The sequence below is a fragment of the Brevundimonas sp. EAKA genome, from assembly GCF_000698025.1.
Lineage (GTDB): Bacteria > Pseudomonadota > Alphaproteobacteria > Caulobacterales > Caulobacteraceae > Brevundimonas > Brevundimonas mediterranea_A.
The window spans coordinates 1-26,844 of sequence record NZ_JMQR01000039.1; the positions used below are offsets into that span (position 1 = coordinate 1).

22 protein-coding genes are annotated in these 26,844 nt (G+C 67.1%); 15 read left to right on the forward strand and 7 right to left on the reverse strand.

Annotated features, from left to right (window positions below; genetic code table 11):
* Positions 1 to 176: 176 nt before the first annotated feature.
* Positions 177 to 584: a copper resistance CopC family protein gene (locus ER13_RS07585; protein WP_052004988.1), complete on the forward strand. Its 408-nt coding sequence runs from the start codon at positions 177 to 179 to the stop codon at positions 582 to 584.
* 140 nt (positions 585 to 724) lie between these two features.
* Here the strand turns inward: ER13_RS07585 and ER13_RS07590 are convergent, their stop codons facing one another.
* The 6 genes from ER13_RS07590 to ER13_RS07615 all read right to left on the reverse strand — a co-directional run bounded on the left by ER13_RS07590 (position 725) and on the right by ER13_RS07615 (position 8,894).
* On the reverse strand, positions 725 to 1,498 hold the full coding sequence (locus tag ER13_RS07590) for an HAD family hydrolase (protein ID WP_197019744.1): 774 nt from the start codon (positions 1,496 to 1,498) through the stop codon (positions 725 to 727).
* Between the two features lie 171 nt (positions 1,499 to 1,669).
* A complete protein-coding gene (locus tag ER13_RS07595) occupies positions 1,670 to 3,055 on the reverse strand; it encodes a copper resistance protein B (protein WP_231492500.1) in 1,386 nt (461 codons plus the stop codon).
* Positions 3,052 to 4,914, reverse strand: coding sequence for a copper resistance system multicopper oxidase (locus ER13_RS07600; RefSeq protein ID WP_035308097.1), 1,863 nt, complete (start codon positions 4,912 to 4,914; stop codon positions 3,052 to 3,054). Before ER13_RS07600 ends, ER13_RS07595 begins: the two co-directional genes overlap by 4 nt.
* Before the next feature lie 137 nt (positions 4,915 to 5,051).
* Positions 5,052 to 5,522: a DUF305 domain-containing protein gene (locus ER13_RS07605; protein ID WP_035308099.1), complete on the reverse strand. Its 471-nt coding sequence runs from the start codon at positions 5,520 to 5,522 to the stop codon at positions 5,052 to 5,054.
* 55 nt (positions 5,523 to 5,577) lie between these two features.
* On the reverse strand, positions 5,578 to 6,258 hold the full coding sequence (locus ER13_RS17710) for a DUF305 domain-containing protein (RefSeq protein ID WP_052004990.1): 681 nt from the start codon (positions 6,256 to 6,258) through the stop codon (positions 5,578 to 5,580).
* A gap of 281 nt (positions 6,259 to 6,539) precedes the next feature.
* Complete coding sequence (locus tag ER13_RS07615; RefSeq protein WP_035308102.1) at positions 6,540 to 8,894, reverse strand: heavy metal translocating P-type ATPase; 2,355 nt, start codon at positions 8,892 to 8,894, stop codon at positions 6,540 to 6,542.
* 101 nt (positions 8,895 to 8,995) lie between these two features.
* Here ER13_RS07615 and ER13_RS07620 point away from each other — a divergent pair, with 101 nt between their 5' ends.
* The 8 genes from ER13_RS07620 (at position 8,996) to ER13_RS07660 (ending at position 19,337) form a co-directional block, all read left to right on the forward strand.
* Entirely contained in the window at positions 8,996 to 9,271 is a 276-nt protein-coding gene (locus ER13_RS07620; RefSeq protein ID WP_035308104.1) for a metal-sensitive transcriptional regulator, read from the forward strand.
* Between the two features lie 892 nt (positions 9,272 to 10,163).
* On the forward strand, positions 10,164 to 11,288 hold the full coding sequence (locus tag ER13_RS07630; RefSeq protein WP_081836170.1) for an acyltransferase: 1,125 nt from the start codon (positions 10,164 to 10,166) through the stop codon (positions 11,286 to 11,288).
* Positions 11,289 to 11,603: 315 nt separating this feature from the next.
* The gene (locus tag ER13_RS18380; RefSeq protein ID WP_088582500.1) at positions 11,604 to 12,050 is read left to right on the forward strand and encodes a hypothetical protein; all 447 of its coding nucleotides are present in this window, start codon (positions 11,604 to 11,606) and stop codon (positions 12,048 to 12,050) included.
* 53 nt (positions 12,051 to 12,103) lie between these two features.
* Positions 12,104 to 13,420 (forward strand): TolC family protein, encoded by a 1,317-nt coding sequence (locus ER13_RS07640; protein ID WP_052004992.1) that lies wholly within the window; start codon positions 12,104 to 12,106, stop codon positions 13,418 to 13,420.
* Positions 13,417 to 14,679 carry an efflux RND transporter periplasmic adaptor subunit gene (locus tag ER13_RS07645; protein WP_035308110.1) on the forward strand — a complete coding sequence of 421 codons (1,263 nt, stop codon included), beginning with the start codon at positions 13,417 to 13,419 and terminating at the stop codon, positions 14,677 to 14,679. Before ER13_RS07640 ends, ER13_RS07645 begins: the two co-directional genes overlap by 4 nt.
* Positions 14,680 to 14,693: 14 nt before the next feature.
* Entirely contained in the window at positions 14,694 to 17,882 is a 3,189-nt protein-coding gene (locus tag ER13_RS07650) for an efflux RND transporter permease subunit (protein ID WP_035308111.1), read from the forward strand.
* Positions 17,879 to 18,607 carry a HupE/UreJ family protein gene (locus ER13_RS07655; protein ID WP_035308114.1) on the forward strand — a complete coding sequence of 243 codons (729 nt, stop codon included), beginning with the start codon at positions 17,879 to 17,881 and terminating at the stop codon, positions 18,605 to 18,607. The genes ER13_RS07650 and ER13_RS07655 overlap by 4 nt, the downstream gene beginning before the upstream one ends.
* Positions 18,608 to 18,620: 13 nt before the next feature.
* Positions 18,621 to 19,337, forward strand: coding sequence for a hypothetical protein (locus tag ER13_RS07660; protein ID WP_035308115.1), 717 nt, complete (start codon positions 18,621 to 18,623; stop codon positions 19,335 to 19,337).
* A 31-nt stretch (positions 19,338 to 19,368) separates the two neighbouring features.
* On the opposite strand, the gene ER13_RS07665 is transcribed toward ER13_RS07660, so the two are convergent.
* Positions 19,369 to 20,688, reverse strand: coding sequence for an MFS transporter (locus ER13_RS07665; RefSeq protein ID WP_035308117.1), 1,320 nt, complete (start codon positions 20,686 to 20,688; stop codon positions 19,369 to 19,371).
* A 70-nt stretch (positions 20,689 to 20,758) separates the two neighbouring features.
* Between ER13_RS07665 and ER13_RS07670 the strand changes: the two genes are divergently transcribed.
* From ER13_RS07670 to ER13_RS07695, 6 genes are all read left to right on the forward strand, one after another.
* On the forward strand, positions 20,759 to 21,034 hold the full coding sequence (locus ER13_RS07670) for a metal-sensing transcriptional repressor (protein ID WP_035308120.1): 276 nt from the start codon (positions 20,759 to 20,761) through the stop codon (positions 21,032 to 21,034).
* 7 nt (positions 21,035 to 21,041) lie between these two features.
* On the forward strand, positions 21,042 to 22,160 hold the full coding sequence (locus ER13_RS07675; RefSeq protein ID WP_035308121.1) for a nickel/cobalt efflux transporter: 1,119 nt from the start codon (positions 21,042 to 21,044) through the stop codon (positions 22,158 to 22,160).
* Between the two features lie 9 nt (positions 22,161 to 22,169).
* On the forward strand, positions 22,170 to 22,337 hold the full coding sequence (locus tag ER13_RS19305) for a DUF1289 domain-containing protein (protein WP_081836171.1): 168 nt from the start codon (positions 22,170 to 22,172) through the stop codon (positions 22,335 to 22,337).
* Positions 22,338 to 23,144: 807 nt separating this feature from the next.
* Positions 23,145 to 23,750 carry a DNA repair protein RadC gene (radC, locus tag ER13_RS07685; RefSeq protein WP_052004993.1) on the forward strand — a complete coding sequence of 202 codons (606 nt, stop codon included), beginning with the start codon at positions 23,145 to 23,147 and terminating at the stop codon, positions 23,748 to 23,750.
* Between the two features lie 7 nt (positions 23,751 to 23,757).
* A complete protein-coding gene (locus tag ER13_RS07690; protein ID WP_081836174.1) occupies positions 23,758 to 24,717 on the forward strand; it encodes a toprim domain-containing protein in 960 nt (319 codons plus the stop codon).
* The gene (locus tag ER13_RS07695) at positions 24,714 to 26,792 is read left to right on the forward strand and encodes a ParB N-terminal domain-containing protein (RefSeq protein ID WP_035308125.1); all 2,079 of its coding nucleotides are present in this window, start codon (positions 24,714 to 24,716) and stop codon (positions 26,790 to 26,792) included. The genes ER13_RS07690 and ER13_RS07695 overlap by 4 nt, the downstream gene beginning before the upstream one ends.
* Positions 26,793 to 26,844: the final 52 nt, after the last annotated feature.

Sequence of the window (26,844 nt, forward strand, 5' to 3'; positions counted from 1 at the left end):
CTCCCTCAGAGACCGCACGAGGGGGGCCCGCGGGCGGCTCGGTTTTGTTAAAAGGGCCGGCCGGCCGCCCCGACGCCGCCGCCGGCCGATCCGATGGCCGGCCATGACATGTCGAAGATGGACGGCATGACCATGCCGCCCAACCAGTAGTCCACGTAAGCATCAGGAAGTCTCTCATGAACCGTTCAATCCTCACCAGCCTGGCCGCTCTGGCGGCGCTGGCTCCCGTCTCCCTCGCCCAGGCCCAGAGCCATTCGCACGCGGGCATGTCGGCGCAGGATCACGCCGCCATGCAGGCCCCCGCCAACGGCGTCGTCACCGCGCCCGCGGACAACGCCATGCTAGCGGTCGCGCCGACGACCTTCTCGGCGACGTTCCCGCACGCCATGACCCTGACCTCTCTCAGGCTGACGGGCCCTGACGCCCGGTCCATCGACGTGGCTGTGGTCGACGACGCGGCGCCGGTCACCACGGTCAGCGCGCCCCTCCCCATCCTGGCCCCCGGATCCTATTCCGCCGCCTGGGCCGCGAAGGGCGCCGACGGCCACCAGATGAACGGCCTCGTCCGTTTCATGGTTCACTGAGGGATCGGCCTCCCGCCTCCTGAGGGGCCGAAGCCGGATGTGGAAGGAACGCCGCGCGACCTGCCGCGCGGCGTTTTTCCGTCGTCGATCAGCGGTCGGCTCCCCGGCTGACCCCTCGCGATGGTCTTTCAGCCCTGGGCTCAGTCGGCGCGCCGTGATCGCCGGCCGGCGCGATCCATCCGGCCGGGGGGCGAACTACGCTCCTGAAGGTGGGGCGCCAAGCTCGCCAATGTCCGGGTCACAACGTGGGCGTCGCCGAAACCGCGTCCTACAGCTTGGCCAGCCTCCGGGTCGTACAGAATGGTGAAACAGCCCAGCGCCTTGGCCGGGCGAATGTCCCATTCCAGACTGTCTCCGACGACACAGACCTCGGGCGGATCGACGTTCAAGGCGGCAAACACTCGCCTGAACGCGCCCGGATCGGGCTTGCCAACGCCGACCTCGCCTTCAATCTGGATATGATGGAAACGCGAAGCCAGACCGAAACGCTCGATCTTGGCGCGCTGCAGTGGACCGGCGCCGTTGGTGAGCAGCGCGAGCCGGTATCCAGCGTCCCGCAGTTGGACCAACACGGCCTCCGCCTTGGGTTCGAGCCGCATCTGCCGGTCGCGATGGAGGCTGAAGGCGTCGGCGATGCGCTCTGCGATCTCGGGAGATACCGTTGGACTACTGTCGCGCCGCAAGGCCTCGAAGGCTTTGGCTGCGATGACGCGCCGGGCCTGCTTCGGGTCTGCGCGGCCCACGGCGTGGCTGTCCGGATCGCTCCAGAAGGCCCGCCCCGCCTCCGTCAGGGCGCGCGCTGCAACGTCCGGAGCGAGGTCGCCAAGCTCGGTCTGGTATACCTGACAGACGCTGCGCCACGCCAGATCAGGGCGGCGATAGGCTGAGAGCAGGGTGTCATCCAGATCGATCACGACGGCCCGGATCCGCCGCCCCGCTGTCATTGGACAACACCGGGCCGGTCACCGGCCGGCGCAAGGCACAGGCTGTAGCGAGGCCCTGGCCCCGGCGGGGGCGTCCTGACAACCGACCCGTTGCGTGCCTGTGGGGGCGCCGGCGTCAAGACAAGACCCGCCGCCGCTTCGCTAGAACCACGCCCGAATGCCGACGACCAGCCGGGTGTCTTCCGAGCTTCGCCCGTCAGCTTCCAGGAAGTCCGCCGTATTGCCGAAGCTCTTGGTCCATTCGACGCCGACATAGGGTGCGAATTCCTTGCGGAACTCGTAGCGCAAGCGGGCCCCGATCTGGAGCGTCGACAGGCCGGACCCGATCCGGAGTTCGGGGATGTCCTCCGCCGACAGCACCACCTCGGCCCGGGGCTGCACGATCCAGCGATTGGTGATCCGCTGATCATATTCGGCCTCCGCCCTCGCCGTCAGTTCGCCCTTGTTGGACAGGAAGGCCGCCGCATCGACCTCGAACCAGTAGGGCGCCAGACCCTGAATGCCGACGACCAGATCGGTCCGGTCGCCCTCGGGCCGGTAGGTCTGCCGCAGGCCGGTCTGGAAGTCGAAGAAGGGTCGGAACGCCCGGCTGTAGAGGGCCTGGATCTCGGCCTCCTCGACCTCGCCGTCAAAAGCGCCCTCCCCTTCCGACTTCCACCAGAACCGATTGATGTCGCCGCCGGTCCAGCCCTGGGCGTCCCAGGCGTAGCCTTCCTCGTCGTCGCCAAAGGTCGCTTCGAGCTGGTCGATGATGACCGCCGTCGTGCGGACGTTTCCGTGCTCGACCAACAGCTGGGCGCGGGCCGCCGCCATTTCGGCGGGGTCGAACAGCAGGTCGGCGGCATTGGCCGGCCCGCTTGCCGCGCCCGCCGGAGCGGGGGCTTCCGGTGGACGTCCGGGATTGTTCGCGCTGGTCGGGACGTCGGGCGGCATGGCCATTCCGGACATGTCGTGTCCGGCCGGCATCTGACCCATCGTCGACATGTCGTGCCCCGCCGGCATGGCCGGCGCGGGCGGGGTCTGACCCATGGTCGACATGTCATGGCCGGCATGCGGGGACGCGGCGGCCGGAGCCGGCTGGGTCTGGCCCATAGCCGACATGTCGTGCCCCGCCGGCATGGCCGGCGCGGGCTGGGTCTGACCCATGGTCGACATGTCATGACCGGCATGTCTAGACGCGGCGGCTGGAGCGGGCTGCGTCTGGGGCATCGTAGACATGTCGTGTCCCGCAGGCATGGCCGGCGCAGGCCGGGTCTGGCCCATGGTCGACATGTCGTGCCCCGCCGGCATCGCCCCAGCCTGCAGACGGACGGGCACCGCGCCCGTCGGGCACGTCGGCGCTCCGGCCGTCCCTATCCGGGATGCATCGGCGGTGGAGGAGCCGCGCGCGACGCAACCCTCCGGAAGCGTCTGGCGAACAGGCGCGGGCGTTGCATGCCCGGCGTGGCTCTGCGCCAGCGCAGGCGTTCCCGCCGCCGCGGAGGCCGCGGCGAGGATCAGGGGAAGGACGGCGACCGACGTCTTCACGATGCAGCTCCTTCCATCGGACGGACCGTGACCACATTGAACATCCCGGCATGCATGTGCAGCAATAGGTGACAGTGGAAGGCCCAGTCGCCGGGGTTGTCGGCGGTCAGGTCGAAACTGACCTTGCCGCCCGGCGGAACGTTGACAGTGTGTTTGAGCGGCTGGTGCCCGGCAGGGCCCCCGGTGACCAGTTCGAAGAAATGGCCGTGCAGATGGATCGGGTGCGCCATCATGGAATCGTTGACCAGGGTCACGCGCACCCGCTCGTCCCGCTCGAACCGGATCGGCTCGACCAGCTCGCTGAATTTTCGGCCGTCAAAGCCCCACATGAACCGCTCCATATTGCCGGTCAGATGGATTTCCATCGTCCGGGACGGGGGACGCTGATCCTTGTTGGGCTGGAGCGAGACGAGGTCGGTGTAGACGAGGACGCGATGCGGAACATCCTGAAGCCCGATCGGACGCTCGCCCATGCGGTTGGCCGGCGCCATCGCGATGGCATCGACGCCCACACCGACCGCCATGTCGGGCGGCGCATTCTCGGGATCGCGCATGTTCATTCCGGCCATGGAGCCGTGATCCATTCCAGGCATCGCCCCGGCAGGCTGGGCAGGCACGGCGCCGTGATCCATGCCCGCCATGGCTCCGCCGGAGGCTCCGGTCATGGCCCCGTGGTCCATCCCGGCCATGGCTCCGCCCGGCTGGGCTCCCATGGACCCGTGATCCATTCCGCCCATGCCGCCCATGTCCCCCATGCCCATGTCCTTCATGGTCAGGTTGGGAACCTCCCGCAGCGGCGGAACCTCGGCGGTCATTCCAAGACGCGGCGCCAGGGTCGCCCGCCCCATGCCCGATCGGTCGATGGCTTCGGAGACGATGGTGTAGGCGCGGTCCTCGGTCGGCTGGACGATGACGTCATAGGTCTCGGCCACAGAAATCTGGAACTCGTCGGTCTCGATCGGGCGCACATTCTCGCCGTCGGCCTGAACCACGGTCATCGGCAGTCCGGGAATTCGCACGTTGAAGATCGACATGGCCGAGGCGTTGATGATGCGCAACCGCACCCGCTCGCCGGGCCGGAACAGACCGGTCCAGTTCTCCCGCGGCCCGTGGCCGTTGATCAGATAGGTGTAGGTCGAGCCGTTGACGTCGAGGATGTCGCGCGGATCCATGCGCATCTCGCCCCACATCCGGCGCTCTTCCAGGCTCATCCGGTCGCTGCCGTCCAGCAGGCCGGCCAGGGTGGTGCGCTGGCGGTTGAAGTAACCGGGGCTCTTCTTGAGCTTGTCGAAGATTTCGTGCGGGTGCATGAAGCTCCAGTCCGACAGGACCAGCACATGTTCGCGGTCGTAGGCGACCGGGTCGGCGCCCGCCGGGTCGATGACGATGGGCCCGTAATGGCCGAGCGCCTCCTGCAGTCCTGAGTGGCTGTGGTACCAGAAGGTGCCGGACTGCCGGACCGGGAATTCGTAAACGAAGGTCTCGCGCGGGCGGATGCCGGGGAAGCTGACGCCCGGCACACCGTCCATCTGGAACGGCAGCAGGATGCCGTGCCAGTGGATGGATGTGTCCTCATCAAGCTGGTTCGTCACCGCGAGGCGGACGTTCTGGCCTTCGCGCAAACGGAGCACCGGCGCGGGAAGCACGCCGTTGATCGTTGTGGCCGTGGCGGTGCGCCCGTTCACGGTGAACGGCGACTGACCGATCGTCAGGTCGATGTTCGGGCCGGTGAGGGTCGGCAGGTCCGCCCGCAACCCCGGCGAACCTGTCTGGGCCCAGGCGGGCATCAAGCCCTGCAAGGCGGCGAGACCGCCGCCCGCGACGGCGCCGCGCAGCAGCAGTCGACGATCCAGCTTCATAAGATACTCCTTAAAGTCAGAACCGCGCCTCGGCGAGGCGACGATCTATATGGTTTTACGCAGGCGACCCGGTCGGCCCTCGCGACACGCTGCCGCAGAGCCGACCGCGCCGGCGGCCCTCGCGGCCGCCCGCCGAATTACCGCCGCGCCAGAAGAGCCTTCATCTGGGCGATCTCCTGTTCCTGGGAGCGGACGATTTCCTCGCACAGACCGAGCACTTCCGGATCCGTCAGCGAGGCTTGCTGGCACATCAGGATGGCGCCGGAGTGGTGCGGGATCATCGAACGCAGGAACTCCGTGTCTCCCACCGCCGCCTGGGTCCGCATACCCCAGAAGCTGACCGCAAACACCAGGGCGGCAGCCCCGCCGATCAGCAGATTCGTCCGTTTCGACGGATACATCGACCGCATGAACACCAGCATGAGGATCGCCATAGGCGAGACCATCATGAGGGTCATGTAGACGTTGTTGAGGTTGAAGTAGAAATGATTGAGGGACGCGATCATCGTGTACATCACGAGGTACATGATGATGAAATCCAGGACGAGCTCGATCGCGAACGACCGATAGCTCCCCTTCATGGCGTGCATGGTCTTCATGTTTTCCATCGATTGTTCTTCCTCTACTCGCAAATCTGCAACGGGACTTCTCGCCGACGCCGGATCATCCTGCGCTGGCGGGATGAGCCTCCAGCCAGGCGCGCAGCTCCGCGATGTCCGCGGTCTGCATCTCGATCGTCTTCTGCGCCATGCGCCGGATGTCGGCGTCCTGGCTTTCGCGCAGCACCACCTGGGCCATGTCGAGGGCGCCCTGGTGATGCGCGATCATCTTGCGAGCCCAGGTCTGGTCCGTGTCGACCCCGGTCGCGGCCATCATGGCCTCCATCATTTTCGCTTCGGCCGGCGCGAACGGCGGCTCACCGCCTCCGCCCGGCGCTGCCGCACCGGCTGCGGCCCCCACGTTTGTTTCGAGCCAACGCTGGAGCTCGGCGATGTCCCCGGTCTGCATCTCGACGGTCTTCTGCGCCATCCGGCGAATGTCGGCATCCCGCGTGTCGCGCAGCACGATCTGGGACATATCGAGGGCGCCTTGGTGATGGGGGATCATCTTGCGGGCCCATGCCTCTCCGGCGCTGGCTCCCGTCGCCGACCTCATGGCCTCGTGCATCCTCGCCTCGGCGGCGGAGAAGGGCGTCTGCGCCATCGCCATGGGCTCCGGAGTCTGCGCCGACTCGTCGGCCTTGGAGGCCGCCGGCGGCTCGGCGGCCGGGCTGCACGCCGCCACGAGGAGAGCGGAACAGCCGGCGAGCAGAACGGACGAGCGTGTGAAGGTCAGGTTGAACATCGGGTGTCTCCGGCGTGGGGCGGCGCCGGCGAATCGGCCGGCGGCTAGTTGACGAAAGCGCCGCGGGGCGGCGGCGGGACGCGGACTTGAACCGGGATCTCGGCGCCGTTGCGCAACCGGACATGAACGCCAGTTAAATCCGGGTCCTCCGACACGGTTCCGCCTTGATCAAATATACCCGAACGCTGTTGGATCAGGCGAGGGATCGGCTGCCGGAGTGCGTAATGGCGCAAACGCCGGTCGTCGCCTTCTCCTGGCCCCGGTCCCCCATGCCGCCCCCGTTAAAGTCTGACCGCACGAAGCCGCAGCGCATTGCCGATGACGCTCACGGAGGACAGGGCCATCGCCAACGCCGCCAGAGCCGGCGACAGCAGGAGGCCGAAGACCGGGTACAGCAGCCCCGCCGCGACCGGGATGCCCAGGGCGTTGTACCCGAAGGCGAAGACGAGATTCTGGCGAATGTTGCTCATCACCGCCTTCGACAGCTTGCGGGCCCGGACGATGCCCTGGAGGTCGCCCCCCAGCAGGGTGACGCCGGCGCTCTCGATCGCCACGTCGGAACCTGCGCCCATGGCCACACCAACATCGGCGGCGGCCAGGGCCGGGGCATCGTTGACCCCGTCGCCAGCCATGGCGACGATCCGGCCCTCGGCGCGCAGCCGCTCGACGACCGCCGCCTTGTCCTGCGGCAGGACCTCGGCCTGGACGTCGTCTATGCCGAGCCGGCGCGCCACCGCCTCGGCCGTGGTCCGGTTATCCCCGGTCATCATCACCAGGCGCAGGCCCGCGGCCTTCAGATCGCGAATGGCCCCGGCGGTCGTCGCCTTGACCGGGTCGGCGATGCCGAGGACGCCGGCCGCGGCCCCGTCCACGGCCACGAAGATCGCGGTGGCGCCGTCCTGGCGTAGCGCCTCGGCCTCGGCCTCGAGGGCGGCGACATCGACGCCGATCTCGCCGAGGTAGCGGCCGTTGCCGAGCGCCACGCGGCGGCCGTCGACCACCCCGGTGACGCCACGCCCGACCGGGCTGTCGAACTCCGAGGCCTCCGACAGCGCGAGCTTGCGATCCGTCGCGGCGCGGACGACGGCGTCGGCCAGCGGATGTTCGCTGGCCCGCTCCAGACTGGCGGAGAGTCTCAGAAGCTCGGTCTCGTCGAACCCGGCGGCGGGCCGGATGGCCGTCACCGACGGTCGCCCCTCCGTCAGGGTACCGGTCTTGTCGAGCACCAAGGTGTCGACCTTTTCGAAACGCTCCAGCGCCTCGGCGTTCTTGATCAGCACCCCGGCGTGGGCGCCGCGCCCCACCCCGACCATGATCGAGATCGGCGTGGCCAGGCCCAGGGCGCAGGGACAGGCGATGATCAGCACCGACACCGCGGCGACGAGGGCGTAGGACAGGCGCGGCTCCGGACCGATCAGGCCCCAGACGACGGCGGCGAGAACCGCGATGGCGATCACGGCCGGCACGAACCAGCCGGACACCTTGTCGGCCAGCCGCTGGATCGGCGCGCGGCTGCGCTGGGCCTGGGCCACCATCTGGACGATCTGCGCCAGAAGGGTGTCGGCGCCCACCTTGTCGGCCCGCATCACGAACGAGCCGGTCTTGTTGAGCGATCCGGCGACGACCTTGTCGCCGACGTCCTTGGTCACCGGCATGGATTCACCCGTGACGAGGGACTCGTCGATGGTCACCCGACCGTCCAGAATCTCGCCATCGACCGCCACCTTCTCGCCGGGGCGGACGCGCAGCCGGTCTCCGACGGCGACCATGTCGAGCGTGACGTCCTCGTCGCCGCCGTCGTCACGGAGCCGCCGCGCGGTCTTGGGCGCCAAATCAAGCAGCGCCCGGATGGCGCCGGACGTCTGTTCGCGGGCGCGCAGCTCAAGAATCTGGCCCACCAGAACCAGGACGGTGATGATGGCCGCTGCCTCGAAATAGACCGGCGCGCTGCCGTCCATCCGGCGGACCGCCGCCGGGAACAGAGCCGGCGCCAGCACCGCGACCACGCTGTAGATCCAGGCCGCGCCGACGCCGATGGCGATCAGGGTGAACATGTTGAGGCTGCGGTTGCGGAGGGAAGCCCAGCCCCGCTGGAAGAACGGCCAGCCGGCCCACAGCACCACGGGCGTCGCCAGCGCGAACTGGATCCAGTTGGAGGTTTGGCCCGAAATCCGCATCGCCAGTCCGGTCAGATGGCCGCCCATCTCGAGCGCGAAGACGGGCAGGGTCAGGACCGCGGCAACCCAGAGGCGGCGGGTGAAGTCGATCAGTTCGTGATTGACCGGCGCCTCGGCGGTGACGGTCTCCGGCTCCAGCGCCATGCCGCAGATCGGGCAGGAGCCCGGGCCCTCCTGGCGCACCTCCGGATGCATCGGGCAGGTGTAGATGGCGCCCGGGATGACAGGCGCCGGTTGCCGGGCCTCGCCGAGATAGCGGTCCGGATCGGCGATGAATTTGGTCCGGCAGCCCGCCGAACAGAAGAAATAGTGCTGGCCGTCGTGGACGGCCCGATGCGCCGCGGTCGCGGGATCGACGGTCATGCCGCAGACCGGATCGACCGCCTTCGCGCCGCCGTCGGCCGATTTGGCCGAACAGCAGCTGTGACCGGCCGGATGCGAATGGGAGGGCATGGACATGGCGGGCTCCTTGAAACAGCTGGACGCCAGATATACCCTATGGGGGTATCGCGCAAGGCGCTGTCCTGGGGTAGGGTCGAACGGTCAGAACGAGGAATTGGATGCAGACGGAAACCAAACCCAAGGTGTTGAACCGCCTGAACCGGATCGAGGGCCAGGTTCGCGGCATCGCCCGGATGGTCGAGGAGGACCGCTACTGCGTGGAGGTCCTCACCCAGCTCCAGGCCGTGCGGGCCGCCCTGCTGCGCGTCGAGAGGGAGGTGCTGAAAGACCACCTCGACCATTGCGTCATGGGGGCGATGACCGGCGACGATCTCTCCGATCGCAAGGCCAAGGCCACAGAACTGATCAACCTTCTCGGACGCGCATCGCGCTAGCGCAGGATATTTCCCTAGACGGCCTGTCGGATTGGTTCGGCGAGCGTCCTAAAATATCCTCTCGGGTAGTAGGGCCGATCGGACACGCCGATCTGGCCTGTCCGGGGGCGTGTGGGCCCCGGACCGGAACTTGCCCAAGAGATGATCCCACAGGCTGGTGAACAGGCCGAAAAACCCACGGAGAATCACGGGCGCATAGCGAAGACGTGGAGCCTGCATCTGCGCCTAGGCCAGGACCTTGAGGCGCCGACCGACCAGGCCCCACGGGCGACGGCTCCGGGCGCCGGGTCCTCAGACGGCTTGAGAAGCACCCCTTCAAGGCGTGGATCCAGCTTATACGCCTTGACGCCGAGCCGTTCTCTGAAGCCCGCCACGATGCGGTCCGGCTGGGCCTCAGGGCTCGACAGGGCCGTCAGGGAGGGCGGAATGACGAGGCGAGGGCCGGCCCGATCAGCGCCAGAAGGCCCGATGACGATCGCCTGACGGCTCGGGGCGCGACGGTCGTCCAGAACCACGCGGGCCGAGCCCGCGCGAGCCACGGTCAGCTGGATTGCGACATGGGCGTGGGCGACGTGGTCTTCGTGCGGGCCCGCATGGGCGGCCGATCCATCGCCCATGGAGAAAACCGCGCTCGATGAGATCCAGGCCATCGTTCACCATGGCCGCGCCGGTCTGTGGGCTGAGCCGGTGGCGCGCGTCATCGCGCCTTCCGATGAAAACCTGCAAGCCGATCGCCATGAGCCCGCGAGCGGCGCAGGATCAGATCATGGCCTTTTCTCCAGCGCGGCAGGCCTGATCCCCAGATGCGACAGAATGAGGGATGGAGGCGACCGATGCGTAGACCAATTAAGCGGTCCGTCCTGTGCCGCCTGCCTTTGGGGGGCCATCGTTCATGACGTCCGTTTCTCCGACTCACGAAGGCTACCCGGCTGATCTGATGGCCCTGACCAGCCTGCGGGCCTTCCTGGCCATGGGCGTGGTGCTGTTCCACTACCAGCTTCAGTGGGATCCGGCCCTGGGCTACAGCCCGATCATCGAGCGAAGCCGGCTGGGGGTCGACGCCTTCTTCATGCTGTCGGGCTTCATTCTGGCCCACGTCTACGGCCCCGCTTTCGCCGCAGGAACGTTCAGCTACAGGCGCTTCCTCGTGGCCCGCTTGGCTCGGCTCTATCCCCTCCATCTGGCGATTTTAGGCGGTGTTCTGATCATGGTGCTCGGAGCTTCAATCTCTGGCGTTCCGTTCGATCTCTCGACCTACACGACAGAGGGCTTCTTCAAGACCCTGTTCCTGGTACAGGCGTGGTTTCCAAGCGAAATCGGATACAATTGGAGCGGCCCGTCCTGGTCGCTCTCGGCGGAATGGTTCGCCTATCTGCTGTTCCCGGCCTACGCCCTTCTCTCCATCCGGATGAGACATCGTCCTTGGTTCCTGCTCGGCTTGGGCATCGTCAGCTATGTTGTCATCGACGCGGCCTACGTCTCAACCTTCGGCAAGGTTCTGCCTCGGGCCGAGGACGACATGGGCATCTTGCGCATAGCGCCGGCCTTTCTGATCGGCATGGCGCTCTACGGCTTGGGCCATCGCTGGCGCTGGAGCCGGCCCGTCGCCATCGCCGCCGCCCTGGCTGCTACCCTCGTGTTGCTCGGCGCTATGCAGCTGTCGTTGGACGACCGGATCATCGTCGCCCTCTCAGCCCCCGTTATCCTGACCTGGTCCCTGCTCGCACGCGCGGACTGCGAGGGGCCTCTCGCCGCCCCTGCGCTGGTTTTCGCCGGTGAAGCCTCCTTCGCCCTCTATCTCGTGCACATGCCCGTCCTCGTCGCCTTCAAGGGCGTGGTCGCCGAACTGCGCGGCATCGACAGCGCCTTCCGCATCACGCCAGTCGAACTGGCAGGGTTGTTCGTCGTCACGGCGCTGATCGCGGCGGCCCTGCATCTGCTCGTTGAGAAACCTGGGCGAACCTGGATCCGACGCCGGTTCGAAAGCCGGCGAGCCCGGCCCGCAGCGCCGGCCTGACCCCGGGCCACGAGACTTGGGTACTGCCTCGGCGTCGGTCAATCCCGACCGGTCGGCGCCGCACTGGCGCCGCAGCGACCCGCAGCCCACCAAGAAAACATTTTGAGAATGATAGTGAGTCACTCCCATGCCGCCCCTTACCACGACTGGCGGATCGATCAATGTTCGCATCGTCGCAGCCGTCAACGGAGCTCCCGACCTCCGCCATCACGTATCCACCTGAAGGACGAATCCTAGCCATATCGTGATGCGGCAACCTCGACCGTTGCCATTGGGATCGGGTCGCACTATGGCGGATGAAGGAGCCGTTCAATCTTGTCTCGCCTGTTTCGCACCATTTGCGTCAGCCTGTGCGCCGCCCTCGTGGCGACGTTGAGCCTGCATGGGGTTCAGGAAGGGCGGCACCAGATTGCCCATGCGTCGGATTGGCCGGCAGTCGCGATCGGCCACGGTGATCACGCAGAGATCGCGGACGTCGATCATGGCTCGCTGCACGTCCATATCGCCCCCGACGCGCCGGCCGAGGATCCACTGGATCAAGCCGAAGACGGCGAAGACGAGGGCGAGGCCGGGCGTCCAGCAAGCCATCACCACCATACGAGCGGCGACAGCCACACCGCCATCCCGATCCTCAACCGCGATCTGAGCCCCCTCGTCGCCATGAACGCCGTGCTGATCCAGCCGGCGGGCGATGGCGCACGTCCGGCCCACGACGGCGACGGGCCTGAATACCCTCCCAGACGGACGCGCACGATCATCTGATCCGACGCGGCCAATCGGTCGCGCGTGCACCCCCGTTTCCCGGAGAGAATCCCTTGAAGACCCCATCGTCCGGCATTGCCGGGCCGTGGGCGCGACTGACGGCCGTGTCGGCCCTCGCGCTCATTCTGGCGGCCTCGCTGCCGCCGACCCTTGCTGTCGCACAGGATGCGGCGGCCACGTCCACCGCGCCTGTACTGTCGCTGGACGAGGCGCTGCGTCGAGCCGCCCTGGTCGATCCCTCACTGGCACCGACCCAGGCCCGGCGACAGGCGTCGCGGGCAGCCGTGCGTCAGGCGGACGTTCGTCCCAACCCCACGCTTGGGGTGATGGTCGAGAACTTTCCGACCATCGGCGGAGGCGACCTGTTCCGTCGGACCGAGACCACGCTCACAGTCGAGCAACGGTTCGAGCGGGGCGGTGACAGGTCCGCCCGTGTCTCTCTCGCCGAAGCCGAAGGGCTGCTGGTCGACGCCACCGCGCGCATTCGCCAGTTGGACCGGCTCGAACAGGTGCAGCGCGCCTGGGCGGAAGCTCTGGCGGCTCAGGCCGAGTTGGAGATCGCCCGCGAGCGCCTTGACCTCGCCGAACGGTTCCAGACCGAGGTCGGTCGCCGCGTGGACATGGCGCGCGATCCTCTGTTCGCCGGGGCGCGCGCCGAGGCCGAACTGGCTCAGGCCCAGATCGACTTCGATCAGGCCGGGATTACCGTCCGGGTCGCCAACATTTCGCTGGCCCGGTTCTGGGATGGGTCATCGGACTTCACCCTTGGCGCCGAGACCTTCGCCGACACCCGGTCGGCGCTCGACGTCACGGATGGGGTCGCCCAGGCGGACCTGGACATCTTCGTCGCACAGCGCGACATCGCCGTCGCCCGGGTGGCGGTGGAGACGGCCCGCGCCCGGTCGGACGCCACGGTCAGCGCCGGCGTCCGTCACTTCGGGGACGGCAACGACCTCGGCTTTGTCGTCGGCGCGTCGATTCCCCTTGGTCGCTACGACCAGAACCTCGGGGCCATCGACCGCGCCCGAGCGGAGGGGCTGGCCGCCGAGGGTGATCTCGCCGCCGCCCGCATCGACCGTGAACGTGAGATCGCGCGCCTGCAGGTTCAGGTCATGGCCCGAGCCAGCGAAGCTCGCAGGATCGGGCAGGAAACCCTTCCCCAGGCCGAGCGCGCCGTCGTTCTGGTGCGCGACGGCTTCAACAGGGGCGGCTTCACCTACAACGACGTCATCTCCGCCCAGACCGCCCTGCTGCAGACCCGCGCCCGCCGCGTCGCGGTGCTCAAGCAATTCCATATCGATCGCGCCCGCCTCGACAGACTGACCGGCGCGCACGGCGCCCTGATCCTCGCCCTGGAGACTCAACCATGATCCGCCTGACACCTTCGCGGCGCTGGCTCGTTGCGTCCGCGATCGTCCTCGCCTTCGCCGCCGCCGCTTGCGGAGACAAGCCCGCCGAAAAGGCAGGCGAAAACGGCGAGGCTGCCGCCGCCGACTATGAGCGTGGCCCTCACCGAGGCCGGATGCTCCGCGACGGAGACTTCGCCCTTGAGATCACCATCTTCGAGGAAGGACCAGAGCCCCTGTTCCGGCTCTATCCCTATCTGAAGGACAAGCCGCTCGATCCACGTCAGGTCCAGGCGACCATGGCCCTGACCCGTCTCGGGCCGAAGGTCGATCGGTTCACCTTCATCCCGACCGAGGACTATCTCGCCAGCCCCGGTGTCGTCTCCGAGCCGCACTCCTTCGACGTGGCGGTCGCGGCGACCCAGAACGGCAAGCGATCGACCTGGGCCTACCAGTCCTATGAGGGTCGCACCGTCATCTCAGCCGACGCCGCCCGCGCCGGTGGCGTCACCACGCAGCGCGCCGGTTCCGCAGTCCTGGGCGAGTCTCTGCCGTTGAGCGGTCGGGTCGAGATCACGCCTGAGGGCCAGAGCGATGTCTTCGCCCGCTATCCGGGTCGGGTGATGGCGTTGAACGTCGAACTGGGCCAGCGCGTATCGCGAGGCCAGGTTGTGGCGCGGGTCGAGTCCAGCGAGAGCCTCCAGACCTATTCCGTCACCGCGCCGATCTCCGGCGTCATCATGGCCAAGAACGTCAACGCCGGGGCCATCACCGGCGCGGGCGGCGAGCCGATGCTGGTGATCGGCGACCCAACCCGCCTCCATGCCGAGTTCGCCCTCTATCCGCGCGATGCAGAACGTGTCCGCCGGGGCCAGCGGGTCGAGGTCACCAGTCTGGCAGGTGACCACCGTTTCAATGGCGTCATCGAAACCATCCTGCCCGGCTCTGATCCGATGAGCCAGACCCTGATCGCCCATGTCGAACTGGCCTATCAGGGCGGCGTCTGGCGGCCGGGCCTGGGAGTACAGGGCACCGTTCAGGTCGGTGAGGGTGCAGTGCCTCTCGCCGTCCAGACCAAGGCCATCCAGCCGTTCCGCGATTTCCAGGTCGTCTACGCCAAGGTCGGCAACACCTATGAGGTGCGGATGCTCGAACTGGGCCGAAGGACCGACGAGTGGACCGAGGTGCTTGGCGGGCTCGAACCCCGAACCGAATACGTCGTGGACGGCGCCTTCCTCATTCGCGCGGACATCGAAAAGTCCGGCGCGAGCCATGATCACTAGGGGGCGCGAGAACCATGCTTGCACGCATCATCGCCCTGTCGATCCGCTTCCGATGGGCGGTCATGGGGCTCGTCCTCCTGGCCTGCGCCATCGGCGTCTGGAGCTTCCAGCGCCTGCCGATCGACGCCACTCCGGACATCACCAACGTCCAGATTCAGATCAACACCGAAGCCCCCGGCTATTCGCCGCTGGAGGCCGAACAGCGCATCACCTTCCCCGTCGAGACCGCCGTCGCAGGCGTTCCGGGCCTTCAATACACCCGCTCGGTTTCGCGATACGGGTTGAGCCAGGTGACCGTCATCTTCGACGACGGCACCGACATCTATTTCGCACGCCAACTGGTGAATGAGCGCCTCCAAAGCGCCCTCGGTCAGCTTCCCCCCGGCGTCACCCCTGAACTTGGCCCTATCGCCACCGGCCTCGGGGAGATCTTCATGTATACGGTCGAGGCCGAGCCGGGTGCACGACGTCCCGACGGCCAGCCCTATACGACCGAAGACCTGCGCACGCTTCAGGACTGGGTCATCCGGCCCCAGCTTCGCAACACGCGCGGTGTCACCGAGGTCAACACCGTCGGCGGCTACGAGCGTCAGTATCACGTCACACCCGATCCGCAGCGGCTGGCGGCCTACGGGGTGACCATGGCCGAGGTGGTCGAAGCGCTGGACAACAACAACGCCAACGTCGGCGCGGGCTATGTCGAGCGCTTCGGCGAACAGTATCTGATCCGGGTGCCGGGGCAGGCTTCGACGAGTGAAGACCTGGGCAACATCGTGATCGCCACGCGTGGGGGCGTTCCGATCCGCATCCTGGACGTCGCCGACATCGGAATGGGCCAGGAACTTCGCACCGGCGCCGCGACCGAGAACGGCAAGGAGACGGTCCTTGCGACGGTTCTCATGCTGGCTGGCGAGAACAGCCGTATCGTCGCCCAGGCCGCCGCCGCCAGCCTGCAGGAAGCCGCCAAGGCCCTGCCGCCCGGTGTCGTCGCCACGCCGGTCTACGACCGCACCGAACTGGTGGAACGCGCCATCCACACCGTCGAAAAGAACCTCGTCGAGGGCGCCCTGCTGGTCATCGTCGTGCTGTTCCTGCTGCTCGGCAACATCCGCGCGGCCCTGATCACGGCGGCGGTCATTCCCGTCACCATGCTGATGACCATCACCGGCATGGTGCGGACCGGAACCTCCGGCAATCTGATGAGCCTCGGCGCGCTCGACTTCGGCCTGATCGTGGACGGCGCCGTCATCATCGTCGAGAACTGCCTCAGGCGCTACGGCGAGGCCCAGCATCGCCTGGGTCGTATCCTGACCCGCGAGGAACGGTTCGATCTGGCGGCGACCGCCTCCAGCGAGGTAATCCGGCCCTCGCTATTCGGGGTCATGATCATCACCCTGGTCTATGTCCCCATCTTCGCCCTGACCGGGGTGGAGGGGAAGACCTTCCACCCGATGGCGATCACCGTCGTCATCGCCCTGACGGCAGCGCTCCTGCTGTCCCTGACCTTCGTACCCGCCGCCGTCGCCATGTTCGTCACCGGCAAGGTCGAGGAGAAGGACAGCTTCCTGATGCGCTGGGCCCGGGTGGGTTATCAGCCGGCGCTCGACTTCGCGCTCAGGACCCGCAGCCTGATGATCGGCATTGCGGTCGTGCTGGTGCTGCTCGCCGGGTTCGGGGCGTCGCGGATGGGCTCGGAGTTCGTGCCCAATCTCGACGAAGGCGACATCGCCATGCACGCCCTGCGCATCCCGGGCACCAGCCTGACCCAGGCCGTGCAGATGCAGACTGCGTTGGAAGCCCGCATCGCCCGCTTCCCCGAGGTGGAGCGGGTCGTGGCCAAGATCGGCACCGCCGAGGTCGCCACCGATCCGGTGCCGCCCTCGGTCGCCGACACCTTCATCATGCTGAAGGACAGGAAGGATTGGCCGAACCCTCGCAAGTCTCGCGGCGACCTCGTCGCCGAGATGGAAGAGGCCGTGAATGAGATTCCCGGCAGCAAATACGAGTTCACCCAGCCGATCCAGATGCGGTTCAACGAACTGCTGAGCGGGGTGCGGGCCGACGTCGCCATCAAGGTCTATGGCGACGATCTCGACGAACTGCTGCGCCTCGGCGCCGAGATCGAAGCCATCGTGGCCTCGGTGGACGGGGCCGCCGATCCCCAGACCGAACAGATCACCGGCCTGCCGGTGCTCCAGATCACACCCAACCGACCCGCCATGGCGCGCCTTGGCCTGAGCATCGAAGACGTCCAGTCGGTTATCTCCACCTCGATGGGCGGCACGACCGCCGGGCAAATCTTCGAGGGTGACCGTCGTTTCGACGTCGTTGTCCGCCTGCCCGAGCGTCTGCGCGCCGACACCAACGCCATCGGTCGTCTCCAGGTCCCGCTCCCGGCGGGCGAAGGACAGCCGCGTCAGTTCGTGCCCCTGAATGAGGTCGCCACGATCGAACTCACAAAGGGTCCGAACCAGATCAGCCGAGAGAACGGCAAACGCCGCATCGTGACCACGGCCAATGTCCGCGACCGCGACCTGGGTTCGTTCATCCGCGAGGTTCAGGACCGGGTCGATGCTGAGGTCGCCATACCGGCCGGCTATTGGGTCACCTATGGCGGAACGTTCGAGCAGTTGATCTCGGCCGCCAAACGATTGCAACTCGTGGTTCCCGCGGTGTTGCTGCTGATCTTCGGCCTGCTGTTCGCCTTGTTCCGCTCGGTCAAGGACTCGGCCATCGTTTTCTCCGGCGTGCCTCTGGCCCTGACCGGAGGGGTGGCCGCCCTGATGCTGCGTGGGCTGCCTCTGTCGATCTCGGCGGGGGTCGGATTCATCGCCCTGTCCGGGGTCGCCGTGCTCAACGGTGTCGTCATGGTCACCTTCATCCGCAGCTTGATCGCCGAAGGGAAGCCTCTTGGCGAGGCAATCCGGGAGGGGGCGCTGACCCGTCTTCGCCCGGTGCTGATGACGGCGCTCGTCGCCAGCCTCGGCTTCGTGCCCATGGCCTTGAACGTCGGAGCCGGCGCCGAGGTCCAGCGCCCGCTGGCCACGGTCGTCATCGGCGGGATCATCTCCTCGACCCTGCTGACCCTGCTCGTGCTCCCCGCCCTCTACAGCCTCGTCCACGGCCGCCCGTCTTCGCCGAACGGCGTCAGACGGTCGTGGCGTGAGCGGCTTCCCTTCGCATACTCCCGGAGGACTTCATGAACCCGCGTCTCCAGCGCGCGACCGCCTGGTTGCGAACGCCCATCGGCCTGCTGAGCGCAGGCCTGTTGGTGCTCTTCCTCAACGGCCTGTTCACCGCCACCCTGGCGCACGGGGTGGCGGCAGGGGACAAGGGCTACATCCAGGAGACGTCCGGCATCGTCTTCTGGCCCTTCGTCTATCTGGGGGCCAAGCACATGGTCACCGGTTACGACCATCTGCTGTTCCTGTTCGGGGTGATCTTCTACCTCTACCGCCTCAAGGATATCAGCCTCTACGTCACCATGTTCGCCGTCGGGCATTCGACGACCCTGCTGCTGGGCGTGATGCTGAACGTCAACGTCTCCAGTTATCTGATCGACGCCATCATCGGCCTGTCCGTCGTCTACAAGGCGCTCGACAACATGGGGGCCTACCGACGCTGGTTCGGTGTCCAGCCGGACGCCAGGGCCGCGACCCTGGCGTTCGGTCTGTTCCACGGCCTGGGTCTGGCGACCAAACTGCAGGACTTCCAGCTGTCTTCCGACGGCCTCTTGGTCAACCTGATCGCCTTCAACATCGGCGTGGAGATCGGCCAGCTTCTGGCGCTCGGAGCCATCCTGATCGCCATGGGATTCTGGCGCCGGACCGCCAGCTTCGGGCGCCACGCCTATCTGGCCAACGTCATCCTCATGATCCTCGGTTTCATCCTGACGGGCTATCAGCTCGTCGGCTTCTTCGTCGCCTGACGGGAGACCTTCCATGCAAAATCTCAATCAACCCGATCCCGCCGAACTGCCGTCGACGGCCAAGCTGCTCAAGTCTACCGGCGTCGCCGTCGTCATCGCCTCGGCCCTGCTGGTCACCGTGGTCCTTCCAGCCGAGTACGGCGTCGATCCTACCCGCATCGGCTCGGTCTTCGGGCTGACCGAGATGGGCCGGATCAAGCGCCAACTCGCCGTTGAAGCTGCGGCTGAAGCGGCCTCAACGGCGGCGGTCATTACATCCACGAGGACCGCGCCTGCCTTGCCGGCAGCCGCACCAGTGGGCTCACCAGACACCGCAACTCAGGAGCCGGCCAGGTCTGCCAAGACCGAAGCCGTCCCGCCAGCGGTCACGACCCAGACGGCAGCCGCAGCTACGACAACCAATGGCGCATCGGCGGGTCGCAGCCATCGCACGTCCCTGACCCTTGAGCCTGACGAGGGGGCCGAGATCAAAATGGCCATGGGGGACGGCGCGAAGGCGAACTTCACCTGGTCCACCAGTGGCCCGGCGGTGAACTATGACACCCATGGTGACGGCCAAGGGATCACCTATCACGGCTATAGCAAGGGAACCTCCGCCCGCGAGACGGGGGTGCTAACGGCCGCTTTCGCGGGTCATCACGGCTGGTTCTGGCGTAACCGCAGCGGCGAGCGTGTCACCATCACGCTTCAAACCTCGGGCGACTACGAGAGCGTCGATTTCGTCGACTGAGGCTTACGGTCGGATGTCTCCCGCCTTGGGCTCACTCCTTCGTCGTCGGCCATCGCGGGTGGCGCTCGTCGATGACGAAGGGATGGCTGTGCAACGCCTCTCCGGATTGACCGTCCAGATGCGGATCGTCTTCGGCCGGTGCGTCATGCCGATGCGGCAGGTCCGTCGGGTCGTTCGCAGGCCAGACTACAAATCCTAGGACCGTTCCGAACGCGCACAGGGCGGCCAGCACCAGAAAGGCCGCGCTGGGGTCCGCAGCCGCGCTGACCAGACCGGCGACCGGATAGGCGATCAGCCAGGCGGCGTGGGACAGGGCGAACTGCGCCGCGAACAGGGCCGGACGATCCTGTGCGTTGGAAGACCGACGCAAGGCGCGACCCGCCGGTGTGAGGGTCAACGAATAGCCGACGCCCATGACGGCCCAGAGGATGAGCAGGGCGACATAGGTGGTCGCCAGCACCGATCCTCCAAGCAGCACCAGGGTCATGATCGCGGCGCCCCACAACATGGCGGTCCGGTCTGCGACCCGGTCCAGCAGGCGAGGCAGGGCGATCGCCGCCGCCATCGACCCCGCCCCGAAAGCCGCTAGCGCCCAGGCGGCGGCTTGGCCGGACATGGCGAAGCGGGACTGCACCAGGACGACCGTGTTGACGAACACCATGGCCCCGCCGGCGGCCTCGGCGATGCTGATGGCGATCAGACCGCGCAGACGTGGCGTCAAAGCGAACAGGCGAACCCCGCCCGTGAGCCGCTGGATGAAGGGTTTCTGAGCCGTCTGCGTCAGTACCGGCAGTGCAGCCGTGACGACGAAAAGGGCCGAGATAACGAAGCCGAGGGACGTCCCGGCGAACAGATTGTTGTAGCTCATGAAGGCGAGGAGCACGGCCGCCAGCACGGGACTGGCCACGCTCTCGAGATCGGCCGCGAGGCGCGAGAGCGACAGGGCCTTGGTGTATTCCGCCTCGTCAGGCAGCAGGTCGGGGATCATCGCCTGGAACGCCGGGGTGAAGGCCGCCGAGGCGACGTACAGCACCGTCATCAGGGCATAGACCTCCCAGGCCTCGCCAACGAACGGCAAGGCGCCGGCGACACAGGCCCGGACGACATCCAGCGAGACCAGCAGGGCCTTGCGGGGAAGCCTGGCCGCCAGGGCGCTCGCGAAGGGCGCGACGCCGATATAGGCGATCATCTTGATGGCCAGGGCCATCCCCAAGACTTCGCCGGCATTGGCCCCGGCCAGATCATGCGCCAGCAGACCCAGCGCCACCGTCGCCATGCCCGTGCCGAGCAGGGCCGCGACCTGGGCGATGAACAGATGCCGGTAACCGGCATGGCGAAGCGGTGAAAACATCGAACGTCGTCCTGTGGCGGGTAACCAAGAGAGGCTGGTCTTATCCCCTCCAGGGGGATAGCATAGCCTCATGGCTCACGTCGTCCACGAATCCCACCCCGAGATCATCAATCGGCTGAAGCGCGCCGAGGGTCATCTGCGCAAGACCATCGCCATGATCGAGGGTGGGCGAACGTGTCTGGATCTCGCCCAGCAGCTTCATGCGATCGAGAAGGCCGTGGCGGCGGCCAAGAAGACCCTGATCCACGATCACATCGACCATTGCCTCGCCCATGCGGCCGAGGGCGACCCGGCCGAGGCCCGTCGGGCCATGGCCGAGTTCAAAGACATCACCAAATACCTGTGAGACGCCGATGACCCCGTTTGCAGACCTGCTCGCGCAGGGCTCGGCCCATGCCTGGCTGTTCATTCCTTCCGCCCTGCTGCTGGGAGCCTTGCACGGGCTGGAGCCCGGCCACTCCAAGACGATGATGGCGGCCTTCATCGTCGCGGTGCGCGGTACGGTCTGGCAGGCGATCCTGCTGGGTTTGTCGGCGACGCTGTCCCATACGGCCATCGTCTGGGCCATCGCCCTGACCGGGCTCTACTTCGGCCAGTTTTTCGACATCGAAGCCTCGGAGGGCTGGTTCCAGCTGGCCTCGGCCGTGATCATCCTCGGTGTCGCCGCATGGATGCTCTTCGCCACATGGCGCGAGCAGAACGCCGTCCACAACGAGCATGATCGTGACCACGACCATGACCACGACGAGACGCGCTGGATCGACACCGGCCATGGCGTCGTCAGCCTGAGTATCTTCGAGGACGGCGTGCCCCCACGGTTCCGGTTCGCTCCGGAGAAAGGGCCGGTTCCGAGGGCCGACGACGTCATCGTCGCAACCACCCGGGCGGACGGCTCCGTCCAGACATTCCACTTCGAGACACGCGACGGTTATCTCGAATCGGCAGACGTCATTCCTGAACCCCATGCGTTCACCGCAAGGCTGGTCCTGGGCCACGGCAATCACACCCACGAGTTCGATGTCGAGTTCGCCGAACACGATCACGAACACGCTCATGACCACGGCGGGGTTGATGTCTCGGACCCCGGCTATCAGGACGCCCACGAACGCGCCCACGCCAACGACATCAAGAAGCGGTTCGCCAACCGCAAGGTGACCACTTGGCAGATCATGCTCTTCGGCCTGACAGGCGGCCTGATCCCGTGCCCGGCCTCGATCACCGTCCTGCTGCTCTGCCTGCAGCTGAAGCAGGTGGCCTTGGGTGCGACCCTCGTCCTGTGCTTTTCGATCGGATTGGCGGCGACCATGGTCACCGTCGGTGTCGCAGCGGCGATCGGGATGCGGCATGCGGAGAAGCGCTGGTCGGGAGGTTTCGCGGCTTTTGCACGAAAGGCGCCCTATTTTTCAGGGGTTCTGATCGCTGTCGTCGGCCTGGTCTTGACCTGGCAGGCCGTCGTCTCCCTGGCCCGGTAGACAGGTGGGATGGCCAAGACACCCTGTATCGATGTCTGCACTTTCGACGCCCGCTCCGGTTTTTGCGCAGGCTGTGGACGCACGCGGTTGGAAGTCGCGGGGTGGCGCAAACTCACTCCGCATCAGAGGAAAACCATCGAACGCGACTTGCGACGTCGCCTGACGGGACGCTCGTAGGGCGCCTCGCATCCACATACTTGCCGCAGCGATCCGCCTATGACCTTGGGCCCCCGCGAGCCGACGACTTCCTCCTAGCTGATGGCTCGCAGGGAACTCGGAAGGGAAGTGGCCAAGGGGTCCGACATGCGCGCGGATGGACGAGGGGACTGCCACTCCAAGTTGGATTTCGGCAGGGCTTGCGGGGTCCAGCAGGCTCGCGTCCTAATCTCCCCCTTCGCGTCCACCGGCGGCACGCAGCAGGTCGCCGACCCTTCGACCATTAAGGCGGCATGAGGCAATCACCCGATCATAGACGATGACGCGACCGTTACGACCGCGAACCGCCACGCACGTCAGGACACGTCCGCGAACCAAGCCCGACAATCGGTCCCGGTCAGCGCGTCCGGTCGGACTGTGGAGCTCGGGGGCGTTAAAATCCGACAGCCGGACCTCAATCCAGGTCGAGGGGTCACTGTTGGGGCCCGCACACAGGCTGTCACCGTCACCGATGTAGCGCACCAGACCGGAGAAGGACGCGCCCGCGCGGTCAGGCAAACGGCCCTCGCACGGATCCGCGTGGGCGACGGCGGGAGCGAGGAGAAGACCAGTGAGGATCAGGAGCCATTTCATGGGCGCAGCCTGAAGCCATCGCCCCTCTTAGCCAACGGGCATTGGAGAAAAAGGAAGGGCGGGGGGTGGTCGCCCCGATCCGGGGCCAGCAGCCCCTGGAGCCCCGCGATGCGACCCTTGTCCTCATCAACATTCAGGCCTTCCGGCCTGCGTTCGGGAGACCTGTTCGCGGCGTCGCCGGGCCTTGAGCAGGAGATGGACGACGCCACCCTTCTTTCCCTGCTGATGACACGCACCATGCCGGAGCGTGACATCGCGCAGGCTGCAGCGACCTTGCTGGCGGTGTTCGGCACGGTCGCCGCCGTCGTCGCGGCGGATCCGCACGAGCTGGCGCGGGCCGCCACGCTCGACGCGACCACGATCACGGATCTCAAGATGTTGCGCCGGCTGAGTATCAGGTTGGCCCGATCGGAGGCCTGCCGCCGCCCCGTCCTGTCATCATGGTCCGCCCTGGTCGCCTATGTTCGCTCGGCCCTGGCCCACGAACCGAGAGAGCAGTTCCGCGCCCTGTATCTCGACAAGAAGAACATCCTGCTTCGGGACGAATTCCGGGCCGAAGGCACGGTCGATCACGCCCCGGTCTACCCCCGTGAAGTCGTCCGGCGGGCGCTGGAACTCTCGGCTTCGGCGCTCATCCTTGTCCACAATCATCCGTCCGGCGACCCGGCCCCGTCACGGGCCGATATCGAGATGACCCGCAGGATCGTGGACGCCGCCGGCGTTTTCGGCCTGCAAGTGCACGACCATCTCGTCATCGGCCGTCAGGGTACGGCGAGCTTCAAACAGCTCGGCCTGATCTGAGGCGGCCATGACCCTTCACGCGATTGTCGCCGCCCTGGGCGGCGACCTCTATGCCGGAGGTTCGCGCGCCAGCATCCCCGCACCCGGCCACAGCACGGCGGACCGTTCGGTTTCGTTGATGCTGGCCGATGATCGGGTCATCATCCACGGATTCGGCGGCGCCGATTGGCGCACCGCACGGGATGATCTTCGCCTTCGCGGCTTTATCGATGACGCCGGTCGGCTCACCGGCGGCGGGCGCGGACGGTCCTCATCGCCGAGACCGGACCGGCGCCTTCGCGTCGAGACCGCATCGCGTCTGTGGACCGCGACGACGGAGCGACCGCCCCACGGTCCGGCCAGTCTCTATCTGCGACGGCGCGCAGTCATGACCGGAGCCGCCGCTTACAATCTTCGCCTGCACCCCTCCGCGCCACTGTCGGTCTATCAGAGTGGTAGGCGCGTGCGTCCCGCTCTGATCGCCCGGGTCAGCGACGCCGAGGATCGTCTGACGGCGGTCGAGCTGACCTATCTCGAGACCAATGGTCTGCCCGCCGGCGGTCTGCGCCTGGCCCGAAAGACTGTGGGTCAGGTCCCGCCCGGCGCGGCCGTTCGCCTCTCGCCTGCGGCCGAAGAGATGTTGGTGGGCGAAGGGGTGGTCACGACCCTGTCGGCCATCGACCGCTTCGGTCTTCCCGGCTGGGCTCTTATGGCCGCCAATAACCTCGTCGCCTGGAGCCCGCCCGCCTGGGTGCGCCGGGTCCTGATCGCCGCTGACCGTGGCGAGGCCGGTGAGGCGGCGGCTGCCCGGCTCCGCCGCCGCCTGGTGAATGACGGTCTCAAGGTTGAGGTGTCATGGCCCGAGCCGCCGTTCGGCGACTGGAACGAGGTCGCGGTCGCGGCGGCGTCGCAAAGGGGGAGCGAGGGCTCTGAGGGGCGCCGGAGTGACGGGGATGGCCCCCGTCGCCCGGCAGGAGAGACCTCATGACCGACCTCGTTCCCGTCATCACCTCAACAACCTCTGTTCCTGAAACCCCAACCCCGGCCGTCATCTTCACGCCCGTGGAACGCATCGTCCGCCTCGGGGATCTCGGCATCGCGCGAGAGAACCTGCGCTATGGCGAACCGCCCGACGACGATATTCCGACCCTGGCCGCCACCCTGAAGGCGGCCGGTCAGTTGCAGCCCGTGACCGTCAGGCCCGGTCGCGGCAAAAAGGAGCAGCCGTTCATGGCCCTAGACGGTCGTCGTCGTCGTCTGGCGCTGGCGAGCCTGCTGGAGGCCGGCGACATCGACGAGGACTATCCTGTCCGGACCTATGTCGAGACCGATCCGGCGCGCCAGGCGGCGGCGGTGCTTTTGACCAACACCGCCGTGCCGGTCCATGTGGCCGATGTCATCGCCGCCATTGGCCGGATGCTGAAGTCGAAACTGACGATCACCGCCATGGCGCGGGCGCTCGGTTATGACGAGATCGAGATCAAACGGCTGGCCGCCTTGTCCGGGGTCGCGCCGGCCGCTCTGGTGGCGCTGAAAGCGGGCCGGATCACGCTTCGCCAGACCCGGCTGCTGGCGCGCCTGCCGGACCTTCAGGAGCAGAAAGACATCGCCCAGATGACGCTGGACGGCCAGGGCTTCCAGGAATGGCGGGTGAAGGAGCGGCTCGACGACAGCCGGGTCACCACGCGCGATCGCCGCTGCGCCCTGGTCGATCCTCAGGCCTATGCTGACGCCGGGGGGCGGACGGAGAGCGATCTGTTCGGTGAACTGCCGCCGGTCCTGCTCGACCCCGACATCCTGACCGAGGTCTGGACCCGTCGCGCACGTGGGATCGCGGCCGTGTTCGAGGCCGAAGGGATCTCGGTTCACGTGACCGCCGGCCCGGAGCCAGAGCTTCCCGACGATCTGGAGGCGCTCGGCTATGTGTATGGCGGTTCACTCCCCGCCGAAGAGATGGCGCGCTACCGGGCGCAGAGGGAGGTGTTCAACGACCGGACCGAGAAGGCCCGCATCGCCCTGGCAGACGTCGAGCACCCCGACGTGGCTGATCTGGCGATCGTCGACATGATCCACGCCAAGATTGCATCAGACCAGACTGGATGCGGGGGCCGGGTCGTGACCACGATGGTCCTGTGGCCGGCCGCGGAGGCAGGCGTCGAAGTCCGCTGCTACACGCCGGAGGAACCCGAGATCGACGAAGAGGATCAGGACGCCGCGCCGGAGGCCGCGCGTCGGACCGCGGCGCCACCGGCCTATGTTCCGCCGGAAGTCGAGGCTCCGGAGCCGGAGACAGAAGGCGTCAACCATGCCCTTCACGCCGTGCGGACCGATGTGGCGACGCGGGGTCTGATCCGCGCGCTGGCCGACGATCCCGGGGCGGCGCTTACAGCCTTGATCGCGCGGCTGTTCACCGTCCTCGTTCGACGCGCGCACGTCGCGCGGTCGGACTCGGCCTTGGCCATCACCGCCAGCGGGTTCAATCCCGCGAACAGCCGGGTCATCGAGGCTCTGGATGGTGACGTTCGTCGACGGCTCGAGGATCGTCGCACGGCCTGGGAAGCGTCCGGCGAGACCGTCATCGCCTGGGTCCACGGCCTTGCCCACGGCGAGAAGATGGGATTGCTGGCGGAGTTGACCGCCATCAGCCTCGACGTCCGGGAGGAGAAGACCTTCTCCATCCGCCGCAGCGCCCGGGCCGAGGCGGCGGAGCTGGCCGCTCTCTGCCAAGCGGACATCACTCTCCACTGGACGCCCGACGCCCCCTTCCTGCAGCCCCACTCCAAGGGCCTGCTGACCGGCATGCTCGACACCATGGGCGCCGAGGACGAGCGGGCGAAGACGCTCCGCAAGACCGAGCTGGTCGACTGGGTGGCCGAACAGGCCGCGCAACGGACCTGGGCTCCGGCCGCCCTGTCATGGGCCGCCCCGATCGACGCCGATCAGGATGCCCCGGACATCGAGGACCAAGCCGCCGGCGATGGCGTCGATGAGGACGACGAAGGGGCCGGCGCCTTCGTCGTCACTCCGGCGGGCAAGGCGGCCTTGGACGTCGCCGCCGCCTGATTATCCGCACACGGAAACACCGCCCCGGCGACCTGCCGGGACGGTGTTTCTC